At 61.6% G+C, this 15,785-nt stretch carries 15 protein-coding genes; 7 read left to right on the top strand and 8 right to left on the bottom strand.

Going from position 1 to position 15,785, the window contains the following annotated elements:
* Nucleotides 1–79: 79 nt before the first annotated feature.
* Both ACFOD4_RS10680 and ACFOD4_RS10675 read right to left on the bottom strand, forming a co-directional pair.
* The gene (locus ACFOD4_RS10680) at nucleotides 80–1,729 is read right to left on the bottom strand and encodes an AMP-binding protein (protein WP_379596281.1); all 1,650 of its coding nucleotides are present in this window, start codon (nucleotides 1,727–1,729) and stop codon (nucleotides 80–82) included.
* Nucleotides 1,730–1,740: 11 nt separating this feature from the next.
* Nucleotides 1,741–2,196: a hypothetical protein gene (locus ACFOD4_RS10675; protein ID WP_379596279.1), complete on the bottom strand. Its 456-nt coding sequence runs from the start codon at nucleotides 2,194–2,196 to the stop codon at nucleotides 1,741–1,743.
* Between the two features lie 17 nt (nucleotides 2,197–2,213).
* Between ACFOD4_RS10675 and ACFOD4_RS10670 the strand changes: the two genes are divergently transcribed.
* The gene (locus ACFOD4_RS10670) at nucleotides 2,214–3,029 is read left to right on the top strand and encodes an IclR family transcriptional regulator (protein WP_379596277.1); all 816 of its coding nucleotides are present in this window, start codon (nucleotides 2,214–2,216) and stop codon (nucleotides 3,027–3,029) included.
* A gap of 290 nt (nucleotides 3,030–3,319) precedes the next feature.
* Here ACFOD4_RS10670 and ACFOD4_RS10665 read toward each other — a convergent pair whose 3' ends face one another.
* From ACFOD4_RS10665 to ACFOD4_RS10645, 5 genes are all read right to left on the bottom strand, one after another.
* Entirely contained in the window at nucleotides 3,320–3,784 is a 465-nt protein-coding gene (locus ACFOD4_RS10665) for a tripartite tricarboxylate transporter substrate-binding protein (RefSeq protein WP_379596275.1), read from the bottom strand.
* Between the two features lie 47 nt (nucleotides 3,785–3,831).
* On the bottom strand, nucleotides 3,832–4,188 hold the full coding sequence (locus ACFOD4_RS10660) for a Bug family tripartite tricarboxylate transporter substrate binding protein (RefSeq protein WP_379596273.1): 357 nt from the start codon (nucleotides 4,186–4,188) through the stop codon (nucleotides 3,832–3,834).
* On the bottom strand, nucleotides 4,185–4,502 hold the full coding sequence (locus ACFOD4_RS10655; RefSeq protein WP_379596271.1) for a hypothetical protein: 318 nt from the start codon (nucleotides 4,500–4,502) through the stop codon (nucleotides 4,185–4,187). The genes ACFOD4_RS10660 and ACFOD4_RS10655 overlap by 4 nt, the downstream gene beginning before the upstream one ends.
* Before the next feature lie 159 nt (nucleotides 4,503–4,661).
* Nucleotides 4,662–4,883, bottom strand: coding sequence for a polysaccharide deacetylase family protein (locus tag ACFOD4_RS10650; protein ID WP_379596270.1), 222 nt, complete (start codon nucleotides 4,881–4,883; stop codon nucleotides 4,662–4,664).
* A gap of 26 nt (nucleotides 4,884–4,909) precedes the next feature.
* A complete protein-coding gene (locus ACFOD4_RS10645) occupies nucleotides 4,910–5,836 on the bottom strand; it encodes a fumarylacetoacetate hydrolase family protein (protein ID WP_379596269.1) in 927 nt (308 codons plus the stop codon).
* Between the two features lie 51 nt (nucleotides 5,837–5,887).
* On the opposite strand from ACFOD4_RS10645, the gene ACFOD4_RS10640 reads away from it, so the two are divergent.
* The 4 genes from ACFOD4_RS10640 to ACFOD4_RS10625 all read left to right on the top strand — a co-directional run bounded on the left by ACFOD4_RS10640 (nucleotide 5,888) and on the right by ACFOD4_RS10625 (nucleotide 9,135).
* Nucleotides 5,888–6,244, top strand: a complete 357-nt coding sequence (locus tag ACFOD4_RS10640; RefSeq protein WP_379596267.1) for a GntR family transcriptional regulator — start codon at nucleotides 5,888–5,890, stop codon at nucleotides 6,242–6,244.
* Entirely contained in the window at nucleotides 6,241–6,567 is a 327-nt protein-coding gene (locus ACFOD4_RS10635) for an FCD domain-containing protein (protein WP_379596266.1), read from the top strand. The genes ACFOD4_RS10640 and ACFOD4_RS10635 overlap by 4 nt, the downstream gene beginning before the upstream one ends.
* A gap of 466 nt (nucleotides 6,568–7,033) precedes the next feature.
* A complete protein-coding gene (locus ACFOD4_RS10630) occupies nucleotides 7,034–7,594 on the top strand; it encodes a heme NO-binding domain-containing protein (RefSeq protein ID WP_379596265.1) in 561 nt (186 codons plus the stop codon).
* Nucleotides 7,591–9,135, top strand: coding sequence for a putative bifunctional diguanylate cyclase/phosphodiesterase (locus ACFOD4_RS10625; protein ID WP_379596263.1), 1,545 nt, complete (start codon nucleotides 7,591–7,593; stop codon nucleotides 9,133–9,135). The genes ACFOD4_RS10630 and ACFOD4_RS10625 overlap by 4 nt, the downstream gene beginning before the upstream one ends.
* Before the next feature lie 203 nt (nucleotides 9,136–9,338).
* On the opposite strand, the gene ACFOD4_RS10620 is transcribed toward ACFOD4_RS10625, so the two are convergent.
* Nucleotides 9,339–10,049 (bottom strand): NUDIX hydrolase, encoded by a 711-nt coding sequence (locus ACFOD4_RS10620; RefSeq protein ID WP_379596261.1) that lies wholly within the window; start codon nucleotides 10,047–10,049, stop codon nucleotides 9,339–9,341.
* A gap of 918 nt (nucleotides 10,050–10,967) precedes the next feature.
* Between ACFOD4_RS10620 and ACFOD4_RS10615 the strand changes: the two genes are divergently transcribed.
* A complete protein-coding gene (locus tag ACFOD4_RS10615) occupies nucleotides 10,968–11,930 on the top strand; it encodes an NAD(P)/FAD-dependent oxidoreductase (protein ID WP_379596260.1) in 963 nt (320 codons plus the stop codon).
* A gap of 1,919 nt (nucleotides 11,931–13,849) precedes the next feature.
* Nucleotides 13,850–14,770, top strand: coding sequence for a replication protein RepA (locus ACFOD4_RS10610; protein WP_379596360.1), 921 nt, complete (start codon nucleotides 13,850–13,852; stop codon nucleotides 14,768–14,770).
* Nucleotides 14,771–15,785 lie beyond the last annotated feature (1,015 nt).

Here is a 15,785-nt window from a genome sequence, read left to right as displayed (position 1 = left end):
GCCCGTTCGGCGGGGCGATGGGCGCCCGGCTCGCATTGCATCGCCGCGGCAGGGCTACTTGGCGTGTCGCCGGCCCCGCTCACCGCCGAACTCCGTCATTCTTTTCCGTTTCCCGGTTGGTAAGGGCACTGGCGAGAAGCTTACCAGCCGGGCTGCGCGGCAGGCTGTCGCGGATCTCCAGCGCCGCCGGCATTTCATGGCGGCCCAGCCGGTCGCTCAGGAAGCTGCGGAGTGCCTCCAGCGTCAGCGCCGGGGCACCATCGCGCAAGGCGACAAAGGCCTTGGCCGACTGTCCACGGTATTCGTCTGGGATGCCGATCACGATCGCCTCGTGGATGTCGGGATGCTCGTACAGTGCGGCCTCGATCGCCGCCGGATAAACGTTGAAGCCACCGGAGATGATCATGTTCTTGCGGCGGTCCAGCAAAGTGAACAACCCGTCCGGCTCCATTCGCCCGAGATCGCCGGTCAGGAACCAGCCCTGGTGAAAGGCCATCGCCGTTTCCGCCGGCTTGTTCCAATAGCCGCGGAACAGGTTGGGACCCCTGATGGCGATCTCCCCGGCCTCACCGGCCGGCAGTTCCCGGCCGGGATCGTCCAACCCCACGACGCGCAGCTCGACCCCCGGCAGCGGCACGCCGATCAGCCCTGGCCTGGGCGTGGCACCAACCGGCACGCGCGTGCCGGCGGGCGCCGTTTCCGTCATGCCCCAACCGATCCGCAGGCGCTGCCGCAGCAGTCGCTCCACCCGCTCCGCCACGTCGAAGGGCAATGGCGCGCCGCCGGAGATGCATGCGTGAAGCGAGGAGAAATCCGCCCGTGGCGCATCCGGATGGTTCAGCAGCCCGATCCACATGGTGGGCACGCCTGGGAACAGGGTCACGCGGTGAGCAGCGATATCGCGCAGCACCCCGCCCGCCTCGAAGCGCGGTCGCAGCAGGATCTCGTTTCCATCGGCGAGGTGGCGCAGCAGGACCGTGGTCAGGGCATAGATATGAAACAGCGGCAGCACGCCCAGCACGCGTTGCTCCCCGGGCACCATGCGCTCGCCATCATCCCAGCTCTGGTAGATGCCGACCGCCGCGGTGAGGTTGCCATGCGTCAGCATCGCGCCCTTCGGCAGCCCTGTGGTGCCGCCGGTGTATTGCAGAAGCGCCACATCCTCCGGCGCGATGGCAGGCCAGGACTGTACCGGCGGCGCTTCCGCCATCAGCGGCGAGATAGGCAGGCAGCCGGTCGGTAGGGGTCCGGGGGCCTCGCCGCCCCATCGCGCATCCTCGCCAACCACCACGCGCTCCGCCGCGCCGGTTTCCAGCAGCCAGGCTGCTTGCGGCACTAGGCCGGGCAGGTCGGTGGTGACCACCAACCGGGCGCCGCTGTCGGACAGCTTGTGCGCCAACTCCCGCCGCGCATCGAGAGCCGAGAGATGCACGACGATCGCGCCCAGCCGCGCCAGGGCAAAGAAGCAAACCGGGTGCCAGGGTGTGTTCGGCAGGAACAATCCAACGGTTTCACCGGGCGCGACGCCAAGCCGGCGAAAGGCTGCCGCTGCTTGCTCTACCGCCTCGCCCAGCGCGGCGTAGGAGATGCGCTCGCCCCGGTATTCCAGGGCAGGACGACCCGCCCAGCGCGTGATGCAGCCGGAAAAAAGTTCGGACAGCGTGCCAGGGCGGATAGGCGCATCCCAGCGGCAAGTGGCCGGATAGGCCGCTTCCCAGCGGTGCAGCATGCGTCCCGTCACTAAGTGGCACCAATCAGCAAATTGAAGCCCTGGCCTTCACGGGCCAGCCGCACCAAGCCATTGGAGGGCGGTGGCAAGGCATAGGCCAGGTGTTCAGCACGCCGCCCCAGCACCTGCGCCAGATGCTGTGCTCCGGTCTTCCGCTCCCGGATCATCACTCTGGCGCACCAAGCGGACGGATTGAGGGCGCGCAGTGATGAAAACTCTGGCGTGCCCGGCGGGGCAGCGGTGCCCTTCCGCCAGAGGCCCAAGCTCTTGTTGATCGTGGAAAACACACCCGCTGGGAGCTTTCCCCTGTGCCGCCGGTACGCGCAGGGTGAAACGGCGGCCTCCATCGCATTTGGCACCACGCATCTTCCCTTCCCGAGTTCAGCTTGCTTTTTATTCCGCACTGCGGAAAATAGTTCTGCGCTTTGCACAAGACGTATCTTCGCGGCGCACCGGTCGTCAAGCACCGACCCCTTCCGGAGACATGGCCATTCGCAAGCGTCGGTCACCAGACACAGCCGAGGACGAGACCCGGAACGACCGGCAGTTCGTCGCCGCGATCGCCCGCGCCATGGACCTGCTGCGGGCTTTCACAGCGGAACATAGCGTGCTCGGCAATCAGGAGCTGGCGGAGCGCACAGGCCTGCCCAAGGCTACTGTATCGCGCCTGACCCATACGCTCATGCAGCTCGGCTGTCTCAGCTACTTGCCGCGCTTCGCCAAGTATCAGCTGGCGATCGGGCTGGTCCCGCTGGGGCAACTCGCCCTGGCCAACATGACCATCCGCCATGTGGCAGCACCGTTGATGCGGCACCTGGGCGAAGAAACCCAGGCCTCCGTATCGCTGGGCGGGCGTGACGGGCTGTGCATGCTTTACATCGAGCATGTTTCGCCGCGCACCGCCGTTGCATTGCAACTCGACATCGGTTCGCGTGTGCCGCTCGGACTGACGGCCATGGGCCGCGCCTACTATGCCGTTGCCTCGGACATGGAGCGCTCCGAGCTGGACGCGCGGTTAGCGGCGAGTGACCCGGCGCGATGGCCGACCATCCGGGACGGCTTGCGGGAAGCGGTGGAGATGCACGCGGCCCTCGGGTTCACAACTTCGATCGGCGAATGGAACCGCACCGTGCACGCGGCTGGCGCCGCCTTCGCCCTGCCCAATGGAAGCGGCGTTGTGGCAATGAATTGCGGCGCGCCAGCCTTTCTCGTGAATGGCGACCGCATTCTGCAGGAAATCGGGCCACGCCTGGCCGCCGTGGTGCGCCGCATCGAGACACTGGCTGGGCTGGCACGCTGACCATTGAAGCTTAGAAGAGGCCGCCACGAAGAACTTGCCTTTCTGCACCGGCAGATGCCCCCATTCATCACACCAGCAACTCGCGCCCATCTCAACGACACACTCGAAAGACCTCATACGACCCAGTCCCAGGCAGCTTGGAGGAAGTGCCTCGATCCTCAGTCCAGACGATCCCATACCGCAGCGCAGCGCGGAATGCAGAGTTCCTGTCGCTAGCAATAGCCGTCTGCGCTCCGGCAGAACCGCAGCCCCCTCTTGGAGGTCTCACCGGGCCGCACGATGCGACGCCGCTAATCAGGTTTGATGCCGGCCGCAGCGATGATCGGCTGCCACTTGGCGATCTCACCCCGGGTCATCTCCGCAAGTTTCTCCGGGAAACCGCCAATAGCTTCGACACCCTGCGCATGCAGGTTGGCAAGCGAGACAGGATCCGCCAGCAGGGCATTGGTGGTGCGGTTCAGGCGCAGAACGATATCTAGCGGAACTCCCGCAGGGCCGAACAGGTTCCACATGCCTTCGACTATGAAATCTTGAATGCCGGCTTCCTGGATCGTCGGCACATCCGGCAGGCTGTTGACGCGGCGTGCCGAGGTGGCCGCGAGGGCCTTCAGGGTTCTGGCCTCCAGATACGGCTTCAACCCAAGCGGATGGTAGAACATGGCATCGACACGTCCTGCCAGAAGATCTGAAATGCCCTGGCCGGCATTGCGGTAGGGCACGTGCTCGGTCCTCAACCCGGTGCGCAGGTTCAGCAAGGCCTGAGACAGGTGCCCAGTGGTGCCGTTACCGGCAGACGCGAAGGTCAGCGACCGGCGGCGCCCGAGTGCCAGCAGCTCGCATTGATGCCATGCGTGCCGTTTGTTGCCAGCAACAGCGTGTACCCATCGCCGGGTGCCTGCGCTACGGCCTGCGAGCCGACATTGCCGCCCGTGCCGGCGAGGTTGTCCACCACCCCCGCCTGACCGGCTTCGCGGGCCAGCGCATCGGCCAGGATGCGGCCAAGGATATCCGTGGTCGTGCCGGCGGCGAAGGGTACCACGAGCCGGAGCGGCCGGCTCGGCCAGGGCGTCGTCCGGCCGGGCGCTTGGCCCAGTGCTGCCGGCCCCGCGGCAATTGCCATGGCACTCGTTAGCAAAGTGCGACGGGACCAATGTGTCATGGGCGAGCTCCTTCCGTACCGGAGATGCAAGGTTCCGTGACATAGCCATCCATTGGCCGCGTGGGCTCGCCACGACGCAGCAGGATGCACTCCTCGGGGAAGTCCTGCCTGAACCGAGTGCCCCGGTCGGCCAACAAGCCGAGAAAGCGATCCAGGTGACGCATGGCGCCATTGGGATTGTCATGCAGCACAAGGAGGACGGGGCCACGGCACATCGTCAAGGCGCGGTCCACCCAGCCATCCGGATCCCGGAAATCGCCGGGCACGGCGTTCCATACCACGCAGGTGTGGCGTTCCCGCTTCAAGTGTCGCAAGGCGCCACGATTCAGTAGATGCGGCCCCAGGGCGCCTCCGCCGCCCTGGGGCCGGAACAGCCGATCCGGATGGGAGAGATCACCGATCAGAGCCTGGGTACGGCCGATTTCATCTTCGGCGACCCTGTCTGTTACTAGCCCCAAAGGCACAGCATGCGACTAGGTGTGGTTGCCGATCCAGTGTCCCTCTGCCTTTGCCCGTTCCGCGATCGCGCGATGCGCTGCCAGCTTCTGCCCCAGCAGGAAGAACGTCGCCGGCACGTCCCGCGCGCGCAGCACATCCAGCACCGCCGGCGTCACCTCCGGTTCCGGCCCATTGTCGAAGGACAGGGTGACGATGTCCGTGTTGTGGGCGCCAGTCTCCTCCGCGGCGGACAGCACGGATGCCCTGTCCCTGCCGCTTGCCCTCAGGCCTCGTCCTCGACGGGATTGGACAGGATGCCGATGCCTTCGATCTCGATCTCCGCCACATCACCAGCCTTCATGAAGACGGGGGGCTTGCGAGGATAACCAACGCCACTCGGCGTCCCGGTCGCGATGATGTCGCCCGGCTCCAGCGTCATCGCTTCAGAGAGGATGGTCAGGATGCGCGGTACGGAGAAAATCATGTCCGACGTGTTGCTGTCCTGCAGCGTCTGCCCGTTGATGCGGGAGGTGATGCGAAGCGCGTTCGGCCCCTGCGGAATCTCGTCCGGCGTAACAATCTCCGGACCCAGCCCTCCAGTCCGGTCGAAGTTCTTCCCCATGCCCCATTGCGTCGATTTACGCTGGTAGTCACGGATTGAGCCTTCGTTCATGCAGGTGTAGCCGGCGACACAGCCGAGGGCGTTATCCTCCGTTAGATGGCGCGCCTGCTGCCCGATAACGATGACCAGCTCCGCCTCATAGTCGAATTTCTCCGAAACCCTCGGCCGCAACAATGCCTCCCCTGGCGCGGCCAACGAGGTGCCGCCACGGAAGAACACAGCCGGATAGTCGGGGATCGGGTTGTTGCCCTCTTTGGCGTGCTCGACATAGTTGAGGCCAATGCAGATGATCTTGCCCGGACGCGGCACCGCCGGCAGCAGCTTGACCGAAGCCAGTGGCCGTTTCGGTGCCTCCGCAAGCCTGGCTTGCAGAGACGCCGCCGAACCAGGCAATCCGAGCGCCCCTAAGGCCAAATTCCAATCTGGGGGTAGTGCCGGTATGACCTCGTGAAGTGCCACCACGTCGGCTCCGAGCCTGGCGCCCAGCCTTGCGTGCCCATCCTGGGCAAATGCGATCAGCCTCATGCAGCAATCATCCCATGATATGTCTCGACCGTTTATCGAAATTTTGTTGCCGTCAAGCAACATGATCGATAGCCGATTGTGTACGGATTAAGGTGCAGATCGGTGCCACCCGACATGGTCGACGCCGCGGAGAGCGGGCTGGCCCTAGCTACTTCGGTTCACCGCCGCTTACGCCAGGACATCCTCACGGGGCGGCTCCTGCCGGGATTGAAGCTGAAGCCGCGAGACTTTGCCGACCGCTACGCCACAGGAGCGTCCCCTATGCGCGAGGCGCTCTCCAGACTGGCGGAGAGAGGCCTTGTCGAGCGCTTCGAGCATCGGGGTTTTCGGGAGGCCGAGGCGAAGCCCAGCCAGTTGGCGGGCCTCATCCGCAGCCGGTTGCTGGCGGCGGGCGCTGCGCTGCGGGACGCCATCCGCCATGGCGACGTACGCTGGGAAGAAGAAGTCGTTTGGCGGGACATTGATGGGTGAGGTTGGCAAGTTCCCTGGACCCTCACCACTTCCTGTCCAACCCGAATTGGAAAGCCTGCCACCTCCATCTCCATCAGGCCATCCTTGCAGCCTGTGGCGCGCCGGAGTTGCTGGCCTTCTGCGATAAGCTGCGAGACGAGGCGGGACGCTACCGGGCCCTGGCGAGCACCAGGGCTTACTCTGACCGCGACGTCGCCCTGGAACATGCCGAAATCGCCCGTGCCCCTATCGCCCGAGATGCTGAAAGGACCCGAGGACTGCACTCGCAACATTATGAACGTACTGTTAGGCTTCTTGGCGCGGAGATGGATCGCGGGCTTTGATCTGGTGCAGATCATCGGTTCTCAATTCCGCCAACACGTCGGGTTGCCTACATGCCGCCCGCATCGGTTCGGATCCTCCCTCGCTAGACCGCGTACTTGATGTTGGAGGCTTGCGCCCCTGCGTGGAAGTGGAGTGAGCGCCTGCATGGTCCCTTTGAGATGCCACCTCGCTTGGCCCGGCTTCATCCCGTGATCACTCCAGGACAACGCCTCTAAGATCGCATCGTAACTGGATCTGCCGACGAGGGCTCCCAGCAAGGATGTACACCAGGCGAAAGGGCTTCGGCATTCCAATCCTGGAATGGCTCCACCCCTTTCTTGACGATCGGCCGCCTGCTGCATTGCGCAATACGAGCCAGCGACATAGCGCCTGTCCGGCCTCTGCCGACTGGTGCTTCAGGCTTTCCAGGCTCCAGCGCTTAATCGTCAATTCACAACAAGGGTCCACTCTGCGCAGGCAGGAAGGATGATCGAGATGAAGGGGCGTGTCTTTACCGAGCTATTCGCCCATGTTGAGCAGAAGTATGGCGCTGACATGGTAGACGACATCATTGCCGATGCGAATCTGTCGCATGATGGCAGCTACACTAGTACCGGGAGCTATCCCTTTCAGGAGATGGTCGCCCTGATCTCGGCCCTGACGGCTGCAACCAGGCAAGAACTGTCCTCTGTGCTGGAAGCATTCGGCACTCACTGCTTCGAAAGTTGGGTCAGCTACGCTCCGCAATTCTTCTCGCGGGATCGAAGCCTGTTCGACATTCTGGAGGGTATCGACGAGTTCCATGAAGTTGAAGTCCGCAAACTCTACCCCGATGCTGAACTCCCGTCCTTTGTACCCGAGGCGCGTAGCGAGACGGTGCTGCTACTCGGATACCATAGCTGCAAGCCACTGGCGCCGCTCGCACTCGGCGTGATCCGCGGTGCGGCCCAACATCTCGGCCAGCCGGTGGCGCTCAGCTTCGAACCGGCGATAGGGCCACGTGGACCCTACAACCGAATTCGCGTGGAGCTCGCGCTACCTGTATGAGCACCGATGGCATCTCGGCGAACACGGCTGCACTCGACCGGATCCTACGCCTCGAACGTCGCCTTGCCCGCGAGACCAATGCGCGCAAGGAAGCGGAACGCCTTCTTGAACAAAAAAGTTTGGAGTTGTTTGCCCTTAACCGCAACCTGATCCAGCTGAATGCCTGCCTTGAACAGCGGGTCGAGGAGCGCACGCAAGACCTTGAGAAGGAGCGGCGACGTGCGGAAGAGCAGGCACTTCGGGATCCACTCACCGGCCTGTCGAACCGGCTCATGTTCCGCAGACATATGCGGCAGGCGGCATGCTGCGCTGGCGCAGAGCACAGTGTCGCTCTGCTCTATCTTGACCTGGATGGCTTCAAGACCGTTAACGACACCCTTGGTCATCCCATCGGGGATGAACTGCTTCGTGCGGTTGCCGCTCGTTTGCAGGGGAGCGTCCGCGAGAACGATCTGATTGCGCGGATCGGCGGGGACGAGTTTGTAATCGTTCAGCTGGGCGTGCCGCAGCCCGCAACAGCGATCGCCCTGGCCGAACGGCTGATCCGTGCCATCCAGACCCCCTTCTCCATTCAGTCTCATCAGATCCTGATTGGAACCAGCATTGGCATGGCCGGATCAACTGCCGCAGCCGCCGACGCTGACTCGCTGCTGCGGGATGCTGATATCGCCCTCTACGTCGCTAAAGCCGAAGGGCGCGGCACTTGGCGCGCCTTCAAGCCTGAGATGGACCAACAGATGCAGGCGCGCCGGCGCCTGGAGATCGAGCTCCATACTGCCTTGGCCGAAAGGCAGTTCGAGGTCTTCTACCAGCCCCTTATGCAGGTCACTACCGGTGACCTCGCGGGCTTCGAGGCACTTCTGCGATGGAATCATCCTGAACGTGGCAGCGTATCACCGGCCGAATTCATCCCCCTTGCGGAAGAGACGAGGCTGATCAAGCCGCTCGGGGCCTGGGTGCTCGAGCGAGCCTGCCGGGATGCAGCCAAGTGGCCTGCTCATCTCAAGATCGCCATCAACCTGTCACCGGTGCAGTTCGTCAAAGGCAACCTTGTTGAGGAGGTGGAGCATGCCCTTAGTACATCCGGCCTTGCGCCCGATCGTCTGGAGCTTGAGATCACGGAGTCGGTTATGCTGCAGAACAGTGACGAAACACTGCAGGTGCTGAACCAGTTGCGGGCTATTGGCGTGCAGATCTCGATGGATGACTTCGGCACTGGCTACTCTTCGCTCAGCTATCTTCGCAAGTTCCCGTTCGACAAGATCAAGATCGACCAGACCTTTGTCCGATCCCTGGGCGACGGAAAAGGCAGTCTGGAGATCGTCCGGGCTGTTGTCGGACTCGGCCGCGCACTCAGCATGAAGGTTCTCGCGGAAGGCGTCGAAACGGCTGATCAACTCGCTGCACTTCGGGCTGAAGGCTGTGATGAGGTGCAAGGATACCTGTTCAGCAAGCCCGCTCCTCTGGCGGAGGCCTGGCGCACCATCGCGATTGCGACGAAGCGCAGCGAAGCGCGAACTTTGCGGGGAACGTCACCCTGAAGCAGCTGCCACCGTGTCACCCCGGTTGTCACGCTGGCGGCGCAGTGCCGGCACGAGTGTGCATGGTCTGGTCGGGCGGTACGGAATCTGGGGTCATGGCCCAGGATGGTGACTGACCAAGTAGTGTTGATGCCGGATGGTCAGGAGCTCGGTGTCAGCAGACGAGGCAATGGATCATCCGGGTCCGCCATCGGGCCTGATACTTAAGCCAATGGCTTGTCGACACTGATCAAGCCCGCGGGCAAGGCTTGACCCTGATCGCGACCACCTACGTGCTGCGTAAACAGCTGGGCTCCTTGGCCCAGTCCGCCCTGGTCCAGCGTCGCCAGAAGGTCGCGGTAAACCTGGTGGCTTGGATAAAGCTCTGATGGCAGGGCCCTGAACCAGCAGAGATCGCCGGGTTCCGGATGGAGACCTTCCTCCAAGAGGCGCCGCCTGGGTTGGCCACCCAGCTTGGCTTGGAAGCAGAGCGAAACCGTGTGACCCCGGTCATCAAAGATCTGCAGCACGGCGACAGGCGATTCGGCGGCCTCGATGGCGCAGCCGAATTCATCCCTGGCACAAGCCGCGATACGGTGGCCTATATCCTCGCGATGCCGGATAATGCTTCCGGGAACATGCCAACCGCGACCGAAGCCGTCCTCGCGCCAGGCCAGCAGGATGCGTTTGTCACTGTCGCGCACCAACAGGTCCACATTGGCGGTGGCAGACACTTCGGTGACGAAGCGGAAGACGGGTGCTGGCAGGTCAGCACCCTGCCCGCTCAGTTTAGCGAGCAGCCGCGTGAGAGTTTCCAGCTCCGCTTCCGTGATGGCTTGATCCTTGATGTCTGTCATTGCGATTTCCTTTGCGCGACCTCGATCATGAAACGCGTCACGCACTCTAAGAATTGCAAAGCTGCGGTCCTTGTTCAAGGCACATGGCCTTCTGCACGGCGCTCCGGACGGTCTCGGCACTGCAACCACGACTGCGGTCTGCGGACTTGCTCATGCAGCGGTTCCTTGACCAAGGGGTGCAGCGTCACTGTGGCCGCCTGCTTCCACGTGGCGTCCAGGAGCCGGCACCTGTCGGCCTCGGTCCCCACCTACTGTCAGGGCGAAGATGACTATGGCAGAAATCTGACCTGGTGGAGACGTGTTCGGCCAGAGGTCAGCTACGCTGGGCGTGGCAGCTCTTCACCGTGCGGCGCCATACCAGCAGCTCACTCTCATGGCCTTGAGGCTCCTGCAACGCGACCGAAAGATCGCCATCAAGAGGAGCCTCACACAAGGCGGAACTATGTGCCGAGAACTGCGTTGTGGTAATGAGATACAGCTCAAGCAGGCTTGCAAGGGCTTCCAAGGATCTTTGTTAGGTCGCACCGAAAGCTCCCCTTCCTCGAAGTTGCACATAAGTCCTGTGAATGGGGAGGTTGGTGCTGGCTCAATTGCCATGAGAAAGCGCTAAGAGGATTAATGGTCTGCGCCAATTGCCTGGCCGAACCTCCCGCCGTCGGATCTGGTAGCAGGGGTCTGGATGAGGTCCTGCCGCACCACTCAGATGCAGGCGTTCTACAGGAACGGGTTCAAGTACAAGCTTCACTAGATCCGGACGTCAGCAAGAGAGAAGAAGCACTTTTGTCTCTTATGGCTTCACCGGTCTCCAGCATCGAAGCTGAAACCGTTGATGCCAAGATCGGTGCGCGTCGTTGACGCTCCACCGGTTAACACCTCCAGCCAGTCGACCCACAGACAATGTGCTGCCGCGCGCGGCTCTGGCCTCGAAGCTTTGAAATCTCGCTAACGGAGGCGCCACTAATGATACCCCACAGCGAGGACATTCTGGATTGTCTCGTGATCGGTGCCGGCCCGGCAGGGCTTACGGCCGCTTTGTATCTGAGCCGCTTCAAGCGCAAGTTTCTGGTGGTGGACGCTGGCGACCCGCGCGCAAGCTGGATCCCGACCAGCCACAATATTCCGTTCTTTGCAGAAGGCATCTCAGGTCCCGCTCTTCTGAAGCGCCAGAAAGAGCATGCCGAACGCTACGGTGCCCGGATTCTAAGGGGCATTGTCATTGACCTCCAGAAAAGCGCCGGGAGCTTTGCAGCCACTCTGCAATTGAGCCGGACCCACCAGCCACAAATCAGAGCACGAAGGGTTCTCCTTGCCACCGGCGCTGAGGATAATGAACCCAGTCTTCCAGGCCTCAGGGATGCCGTGCAACGCGGTCTTGTACGCTACTGCCCTATCTGCGACGGATTTGAAGCACGCGATCAAAGGATCGCCGTTATCGGGCACGGCATGCGCGGCCTAGGTGAGGCAATCTTTGTTGCTCGCACCTATGCTGACGACGTCACTCTACTGACCCTCGGCAAGCAGATGGAAATCAGCCAGGAGCAACGGAGCCGTGCAGCTCAGCACGGGATCAAGGTTGTTGAGAGCCCAGTTGATGCAATGGATGTCCGAAACGGCCGCATTGAGGCGGTGCGCATCGACGGATCAATGATGCAATTCGACATCCTCTATTCGGCACTCGGTCTCAGGCTTCGCAGTGACCTCGCCGTGAAGCTCGGCGCCAAGCATGATGACGCCGGAGCGTTGATGGTCGATGAGCACAATCAGACCAGTGTTGCTGGACTTTATGCGGCCGGAGCCATCGTGCGGGGTCTCGATCAGATTGTGGTGGCCATGGGGCACGCTGCCATTGCATCCACTCATATTCACAACCGCTGCGAACTTCCGACAGAGGAAGAAGCCGGTGAATCAGGAAAACAGGCCGGTTCAGGCAGCGGAACGGCACCAAAGACAGATCATTAGCGATTGGCGGCAAGCTGATCTAGCTCGAGGCAGCTTTCAAGCCGCCCCAATCATGCCGTGTGCAGCCTCCTCGGTCCTGCCTAACTCGTGCTGACCTGTGCAAAACGACCAGCCAGCACAAAGTCGCTCCGCATTGGGTTCTGGCCAGCGGCAAGTTATTGGCGTCATGGTCTGGGTGCCGAACCCAACCCATCGATACTGCTATCTGATTTCAATACGCCAGGATGGTGACCGAGGCAGCACCAGAGAAGCTCAACGTGAAGGCGGTATATTGCATGGCTGCTAGGCGGCATGACGTGCTGTTGCTGCGTCCTGCCACAGGTGTCTTCTTGGCGAAGGAGGGAGGCGATGGCCGCACGGAGTAGCGGGTGTTGAGCCAGGAAGAGGAAGTATGCAGAACCGGTGAACAACCCTGCGCCCTCCCTCCGAGACTTTTTGATGTTGGCTGCTGACTATGCCGCTATCCTCGAACACTGAACGCCCAGATTGTACCTGCGGCCACCGCTTTGCTCCTCTACGACGGGCGGCATCTGCCAGGGTCCACGTCTGAACCAACGCGCCCCTATCATGCCCAGCCCAGTTCCTTCAGAGCATGCCCAGAATTCCAGGCGTTTATGAGATGCACGATCCTGCCGTCGTTGAACCGCATGATGTACACGTGGTCGGTCTTTGTGCTCCTGCCGGTCGGCAGCACCTGGCCGCCCGCCAGATGCGTACCGGAGAAGGTCGGTAGGCGCGGACATTGGCGTGTGCCTCGTCAGCTGCGCAAGAATGCAGCCGATAGCTGCCACTGGTGAGAGTCTTGAGGAGGTCGCGCATCCACTCGGCATATTACTGCACCGTCGAGGTCCCGGCCACTACGTCCATTTGCGCGGAGAACGTCGCCTCTGGCGCCCAGAATGAACGGCTGGCATCCGGCCCTGCCCTGTATCACAAGCGGCAGAGAACGCCCTAGCCTGTTGGATGTCGCGCGACATGACGTTTCTCCCTGATAAAGCTCGCCCGCTGGCCCCAGCGGGTTCCCGTTGGGTTCTCGGAATGCAGTTTCATGATGCACGGGAGAGGGCTTTGATCCAGGACAAGCTGCTTCCCCGCTTTGTGTGGAGTGGCTGCTGCCGACCTCCTTAATCGTTGCAGGTCATGGCTGCGGCAGACGCTCTTCCAGCAGCTTCCTTTACTCACCGTGGCCAGCACTAGGTTGCGTAGCTGCTACTAGATCAGGTCAGGCTGGGCATGTTCGCTTGTAGCCAAGTCTGGATGGTTTTCGGCCCGCCTGCTCATTCCTGAACTCCGCACGTGCTACACGCAATGTCAGATATGGCCAATTCGATGAGCAGTAGTAAGACATTTGTATGTATATATATACAAATGCTTGTCCTAGATGTTGTTGCATGCCTCACTTCTGTCACTGACGAGAACTGAGGCTGATGCTGGCTCCGCCATTTGACCCCCGAACAGCTGTTGCTGCAGCGGCTCAGTTAGATGCAAAAGGCTCCGCTGCTCTTCGGAGAAGCCGGGTTTATCGGTTGGTCTAGTCTGGGCCTGACCTGCAGCGCCAGCGCATGAATTTGGTAATTAGGCGGCACCTCAACGGTGCAGTCAGCGTCCGATTCGCAGCCTCACAGCAGAGTCACGATCCGGCGACGGCACAACTACCCACAGCAGGGCGCCTTGTCCTGAGGACCATGACGGGATGAGTGAGGACTTTCACGGGAAGCCGTGGAGAAGCCACTCGGCAAAAACAGTGACTTACGAGGTTATCCCGAGGATTACGCCGGGACATACTAATAGAAGTTACTAATATTTCTGCTAGTAGACGCTCCCGCCGAAGTCCTCAGCGACAGTGGTCGGCATCTGAGCCACAATCCGGAAAGCTTATGGGACTGAGTCCAGCTCGAAGGAGAGGCCGGTTGGCCAAAGTGCATGATCTGCTGGAGGCTCAGGGTAAGCAAACTGTCCTGAAGCTGGATGTGGCCGAACGGCGTGTCGTGGATGCCGCGGCTGACTACCTCAGCGATGAGGATGGCAGCATCGGTTTCATTTATTCGGGGTGGGCTCAAGCCGCCCTTCCCCACAAAAGGCTAGACGATGACCAGCCATGGCAGGTTCGCACGGACAAGGTCAGCCTGCTGGTAGAACCTGGTCGTAAGACGCTGCCAGATGGCAGCTTGCGCTGGATCGGCGTGCCATACGGAAGTCGAGCCCGCCTTATCATGCTGTATCTCCAGTCTGAGGCGCTGCGAACTCAAAGCCGCGAGGTCGAGCTTGGGAAGAGCCTACGGGCGTGGCTTAAGAAGATGGGAATTGCTCCTGGCGGGAAGTCGATCTCAGACGTCCGGGAGCAGGCCGAGCGCATAACCCGCTGTCGTCTGACCTTTGAGGTCCAGCAGGCGGGGCGGTCGGCCTTGGTCCAGCAGCTCATTGTTGACAAAGCACTGTTCGAAGAAACTGAGGACTCTGGCGGGAGCCATTTCCTGGAGCGGACCAAGCTTTCGGAAACGTTTTTCGAGCAGCTCCGGCGCCATCCAGTCCCCATTGAGGAAGCCGCAATCCGGCATATTAACCGGCATTCAATGGCCCTCGACCTCTATTGCTGGCTGGCGTACCGGCTGCATGTTCTGGCGGCCCCTACCCCGATCTCCTGGCGCGCCTTGCATAGTCAATTCGGAACTGGGATTCAGCGACTCGACCACTTCCGCGCGACATTTCAGGAGCAGCTGCAATTGGCCACTGCAGTTTATCCAGCGGCGAGTATCGAAGTGAAGCCTCAAGGCTTGGTACTCAACCCGTCAGCACCACCTGTCGGCGCTCGAAAAACTTTCGTGTCCGTCGCCCGCTAGGCCTCCCCGTCAAAGTCCTCACGTCCGTTTATCCGGCTGAATGCTCCCGCCAAAGTTCTCAGTTCCAGCGTTTGGGTGGAATCCCTAGCCATGCGATAAGGGCGGGATATGAGGAAAGACCCCCTTGCCTGCTTGGTCGTCGCTTGTTTTAGCCCAAGCCTTCCCCTCCCCCTCTGTGGGAAAACGGCAGCAATGCTCTCGTAAACGCAGTTGCAAGACTTATCCTGGCCCTAACGGCACTCATGGAGCTGTGGCCCGATAATGAACTGCCTGTGGGGCATGAGTGCTCGCAAGCCATATTCTTTCGACGTTGCCGGTGAAGGATGGCCGTTGGTCCCTCCTCATCCAACACGGTTGCTGGAAGAAGTTGGGCAACGGGAACACTCGCCGGATGTGGGTGTTCAACGGCCCGTGTGATGTCGTCAAGACCGCTACCCTGTGGCGATGCAGGCCAGACGATCTGTCGCTTTAGCCGGCGGTCTGCCACCAGACTCAGCGCTGCCTGCGGTAGGATGCTTTGAGGCATTGGTCGAAGGTCTGCGAAGGGTTCTGCGGTTGACGGTCGGCTGCGAAGCCCATGCCCGCGCTGCCCTCGTCGACAGCCCTGTACGGTCCACGCCAAAACCGCACAGCGGGCTATATTATCGCACCAAGCCGCACTTGGTGGTCGACACGCTGGGACCTGTGCTGGCTCTGAGCTTCACACCTGCCCCGGCGGATGATCGGGCTGAAGTCAGGCATCTTGCACATGTGGTCCAGGCTTCGACGGGAAGCGGTGTCGATCCTGCCTAGGTCGATCAGAGCTAAACCAGCGGCAAAGCGGCTACGTTGCCCAGGCACACGGCATCAGCCTGAAAGTCGGCAAGCCAGCCGAAGCAAATGTGGCTTCGTGCTGGTGCGAAGGAGCTGAGGGTCCAGCGCCTGAAGGAGTATGACCGCAGTACTCCGAACTTTGCCGAACGGCCCTCCTTGCCTCCACCTGCATCAGGCTCAAATAGGCCACCCTATGCAGCCT

Source organism: Teichococcus globiformis (genome assembly GCF_042646265.1).
Lineage (GTDB): Bacteria > Pseudomonadota > Alphaproteobacteria > Acetobacterales > Acetobacteraceae > Pseudoroseomonas > Pseudoroseomonas globiformis.
Note: the sequence above shows the minus strand (reverse complement) of the source record. Positions and strands in the feature narration are given on the sequence as shown.

Coding starts and splice junctions, on each gene's coding strand:
- ACFOD4_RS10640 (WP_379596267.1), top strand. CDS start 5,888: ATGGTCGACGCCGCGGAGAGCGGGCTGGCCCTAGCTACTTCGGTTCAC.
- ACFOD4_RS10630 (WP_379596265.1), top strand. CDS start 7,034: ATGATCGAGATGAAGGGGCGTGTCTTTACCGAGCTATTCGCCCATGTT.
- ACFOD4_RS10625 (WP_379596263.1), top strand. CDS start 7,591: ATGAGCACCGATGGCATCTCGGCGAACACGGCTGCACTCGACCGGATC.
- ACFOD4_RS10645 (WP_379596269.1), bottom strand. CDS start 5,836: ATGTTGCTTGACGGCAACAAAATTTCGATAAACGGTCGAGACATATCA.
- ACFOD4_RS10660 (WP_379596273.1), bottom strand. CDS start 4,188: ATGACACATTGGTCCCGTCGCACTTTGCTAACGAGTGCCATGGCAATT.
- ACFOD4_RS10680 (WP_379596281.1), bottom strand. CDS start 1,729: ATGCTGCACCGCTGGGAAGCGGCCTATCCGGCCACTTGCCGCTGGGAT.
- ACFOD4_RS10670 (WP_379596277.1), top strand. CDS start 2,214: ATGGCCATTCGCAAGCGTCGGTCACCAGACACAGCCGAGGACGAGACC.